This window comes from Nitriliruptor sp. (genome assembly GCF_040882075.1).
GTDB lineage: Bacteria > Actinomycetota > Nitriliruptoria > Nitriliruptorales > Nitriliruptoraceae > Nitriliruptor.
On record NZ_JBBEBZ010000101.1, the window covers coordinates 1 to 3,776 of the forward strand.

At 74.3% G+C, this 3,776-nt stretch carries 6 protein-coding genes; 2 read left to right on the top strand and 4 right to left on the bottom strand.

What is annotated here, in order from left to right:
* On the top strand, window positions 1–189 hold a 189-nt coding region (locus tag WEB03_RS05850), incomplete at its 5' end, for a PLP-dependent transferase (RefSeq protein WP_368070016.1).
* A gap of 104 nt (window positions 190–293) precedes the next feature.
* On the opposite strand, the gene WEB03_RS05855 is transcribed toward WEB03_RS05850, so the two are convergent.
* The 4 genes from WEB03_RS05855 to WEB03_RS05870 form a co-directional block, all read right to left on the bottom strand.
* Complete coding sequence (locus tag WEB03_RS05855) at window positions 294–659, bottom strand: hypothetical protein (RefSeq protein WP_368070017.1); 366 nt, start codon at window positions 657–659, stop codon at window positions 294–296.
* 59 nt (window positions 660–718) lie between these two features.
* Window positions 719–1,696: a helix-turn-helix transcriptional regulator gene (locus WEB03_RS05860; RefSeq protein ID WP_368070018.1), complete on the bottom strand. Its 978-nt coding sequence runs from the start codon at window positions 1,694–1,696 to the stop codon at window positions 719–721.
* Window positions 1,697–1,767: 71 nt separating this feature from the next.
* Complete coding sequence (locus tag WEB03_RS05865; RefSeq protein WP_368070019.1) at window positions 1,768–2,037, bottom strand: hypothetical protein; 270 nt, start codon at window positions 2,035–2,037, stop codon at window positions 1,768–1,770.
* Entirely contained in the window at window positions 1,980–2,699 is a 720-nt protein-coding gene (locus WEB03_RS05870) for a hypothetical protein (protein WP_368070020.1), read from the bottom strand. Before WEB03_RS05870 ends, WEB03_RS05865 begins: the two co-directional genes overlap by 58 nt.
* 439 nt (window positions 2,700–3,138) lie before the next feature.
* Between WEB03_RS05870 and WEB03_RS05875 the strand changes: the two genes are divergently transcribed.
* On the top strand, window positions 3,139–3,776 hold a 638-nt coding region (locus tag WEB03_RS05875), incomplete at its 3' end, for an Fpg/Nei family DNA glycosylase (protein ID WP_368070021.1).

Sequence of the window (3,776 nt, forward strand, 5' to 3'; positions counted from 1 at the left end):
CGCCTGGTCAACATCGGTGACACCAAGTCGCTGGTGAACCACCCGGCCTCGACCACCCACCGGCAGCTGTCCGAGGAGGAGCTGGCGACGGCGGGCGTGAAGCCCGACGCGATCCGCCTCAACATCGGCATCGAGCACATCGACGACATCCTGGCCGACATCGACCAGGCGCTCGACGCCGCCGGCTGATCACCGGAGCGGACCGCGGCCGTGGCCGGGGTCCGTCGCTCTCCAGGCCCATCGGCTTCGCCCGGGATCACCCCGACCCCGCGTCGCGCGCACCTTCGGCGAGTTCACGCACGCGCCGGGCCACGGGCCACGCCGTCCGACCAGTTCGAGATCACCGTCCAGGTCAGGTCGCGGTCCGGGTCGTGGAGCGATCGGAACGACACACCGGCGTCGTAGCCCTCGAGCAGGACCGACCCGCCGGTCAACGCCAGCCAGAACCCGAGCCCGTGCCGGTGTCCCTCATCGGGGACGTCGCTCACGGGCGAGGTCACCTGCCGGACGCGCTCGAGCGGGACGATCCGCCCCTCGAACAACGCACGCCGGCTCGCACACCCGCTGCGCCACGAGGTCCCGCCGCGGTCGACACGGACCACGCCGGAGAACCGGTGCTCCCGCGCGACCTCGTCGAGCGTCGCCCCCAGCTCGTCCATCCACCGCCCTCGCCCGTCCGCGGCAGTCTGTCACCTCGCGTCGGCTCGAACGACGGATGTCACGGGCCCGTGTGCGCCGCGGTGCCGGCCGCGTCGAGCAGCCGGCAGCCGAGCGCGGTCACCTCGTCGCGGACCTCCGGCGGGTCGAGCACCTCGAAGTCCCACGGCAGCCACGCCAGGCTCGCGGCGAGCCACCGTGGCTGGCTCCCCCCGACCGACAGCACGCAGCCCCCGTCACCGTCGTCCTCGCAGCGGCCGAAGGCGGCCGGTAGCTGCGCCCGAGCCGTCTCCGCGTCCACGGGCAGTCGGATCCTGGCCCGGATCGGGTACCCGGCGTGACCGACGGCGTCGGCGACCAGCTCCGCGGCGTCCGGCAGATCCGGTCCACGCGTGAACCGTTCACCGCCGTCGACCAGCCGGTCCATGCGGTCGACGCGGAAGGTGCGCCAGGCCCGTCGGTCACGGCAGAAGGCGACGAGGTACCAACGGCGGCCGGACCGCACGAGCCGGAACGGTTCGGTGCGCCGCCGGGACTCGCTGCCGTCGCGTGCGACGTACCGGAAGCGCAGCTCCTCGGCGCGGGCACAGTGCCTCGCGATCAACAGGAGCGTGGCGGGATCGACGGACGCGGCAGCGCCGGGGGCGTACCGGACATCCACCGTCATCGACGACAGTTCGGTGACGCGGGTGCGCACGCGTGGCGGCAGCACCTGGTCGAGCTTGGTCAGCACCCGCGTGCTGGCGTGGTCCACCCCGTCGACCCCGGCCACGACCGCGGTCGACAACCCGAGCACGACCGCGACCGCTTCGTCGTCGTCGAGCAACAGCGGTGGCATGTCGCCCCCGGCGCCGAGGCGGTACCCACCCTCGAGCCCCGCTGCCGCCTCGATCGGGTAGCCGAGCTCGCGGAGCCGGTTCACATCGCGACGGACGGTCCGCGTGGTGACCTCGAGCTTCTCCGCCAGGATCGGGCCCGGCCACACCGGCCGGGTCTGCAGCAGCGTCAACAGTCGCAACAGGCGCGTCGCCGTGTCCACGTCGCTGCTCCCACGCCGGTCGGGCTCACCACGAGAGCGTCGCACAGGTCGCGGACAGGAACTGTCCGCGATCAGGCGTCGTCACCCCGCCCGAGCGCGGCGGGCAGGACGAGGCTCGCGCCGAGCCCGGCCAGCGGCAGGAGCGCGAACGCGATGGTCGGGCCCGCCAGATCGCTGATGGCGCCGACCGCGACCGGGATCACGAGGAAGCCCGATCGCGCGCCGAACGACGCCGCCGCGACGCCTCGTCCCGTCGCGTCGAGCCGGTCGCCGGCAGCGAGCATCAGCGGGAAGAGCGTCGCCGCCCCGACGCCGGCCATGAGCAGGCCAGCGACCAGCAACGCGGGCGCCTCGAGCCACGCGGAGACCGCGAGCCGAACCCGGACCCGAACGCGACCGCGGCGCCGCCGGCGAGGGCGACCCGGCGGTCCCCGAACCGGTCGATCGCCCGGTCGCCGAGCAGGCGTCCGGCCAGCATGGCCGCGGCGAACGCCGTCGGCCCGAGTCCGGCGAGCGCGACGGACGCACCCAGTCCGTCGCGGAGGGTCAACGCCGACCACTCGTTGGCGATCGCCTCGACGGCGGCCACCACGACCCCCGCCCCGAGCACCAGCGTCCAAGCGCCGATGCGACGGCCGCTGCGAGGTGCCACCGCTGACGAGATGTCTGCCCCACCCACCCGCGGGCCGCTGACCGGGCCAGCGGGACCAGCCGGCACGAACGGTCCCGGCGTGTCGGCGGGCACACCGGTCCCCGCCGGCACCCGGCCGACGGGTCGGCTGGCGATCGTGGCCACCGCGGCTCCGAGCGCCGCCAGCCCGAGCGTCTGGTGCAGCACCGACACGCCAGCCGCAGCGGCAGCGGTCCCGAGCGCCGTCCCCGCGAGCGCACCGGTGCTCCAGACGGCGTGCATCCGGCTGGCGAGGGATCGCTCCCCCACCCGTTGGGCGTCGAAGAGCAACGCGTTCTGGCTGATGTCGGCGACCCCGTCGGTGAGCCCCATGAGGCTGAAGGCGAGAAGAGCGCGACGACGCTGGGAGCGAACCCGACCGTGACGGTCGACAGCGCGAGCACGACGGCGCTCACCGTCGCCGCGTTCGCGACACCGAAGCGCCGGGCGACCCGCGGCGCCAGCAGGGATCCGAGGACGCCGCCCACGCCCGTCCCGAGCAGCGCGAGCCCGAAGGTCGCACCCGTCGCACCGACGGCGTCCCGGATCTCGGGGAAGCGCGGCCACAGCGAGGGGTGGGTGAGCCCGTTGGCCAGGAACAGCAGCGCCACCCCGTGGACGGGACGCAGTCGGGAGATCACGGACGCTCGCAGGACGGTGGGGAGGCGGATGGTCGCAGGCCCGACCCACGGGGGCGACCCGGACCGTCCGCGCCGTACCCTCCGCGCGTCCCCGCCGACGTCCGTCGTCGGGACGGTCGCGGAGGATCGCGGTGCCCGAGGGTCACACCATCCACCGGTTGGCGCGCGACCACGCCGCCCGGTTCGCGGGCCGACCCGTCCGGGTCACGTCACCGTCGGGCCGCTTCGCCGCTGGCGCCGCGTTGCTCGACGGCAGCCACCTCGACGGCACCGACGCGTGGGGCAAGCACCTGTTCCACCGCTACGAGGGGGATCGCTTCGTCCACGTCCACCTCGGCCTGTTCGGCAGGTTCTTCGATCACGACGTGCCACCGCCGGAGCCGCGAGAGACCGCGCGGTACCGCGTGGTCGGTGCGGCGCACGCGTTCGATCTGGTCGGCGCGACGGCGTGCGACCTGCTGACGGCCGACGAGGTGGACGCCATCGTCGCTCGCCTCGGCCCGGACCCGATACGGCAGGACGCCGACCCCGATCAGGCGTGGGCCGCGCTGCAGCGGCGGTCGGTCGGCATCGGGCGGGCGCTGATGGACCAGTCGGTCCTGGCGGGCATCGGCAACGTCTACCGAGCCGAGGTCCTGTTCGTCCACGGCCTGCACCCCGAGGTGCCGGCACGCGAGGTGCCACGCGAGACCTGGGACGCGATGTGGGCGACGTTGGTCGAGTGGCTCCGCCGAGGCGTCCGTCAGCGGCGGATCGTCACCACCGACCC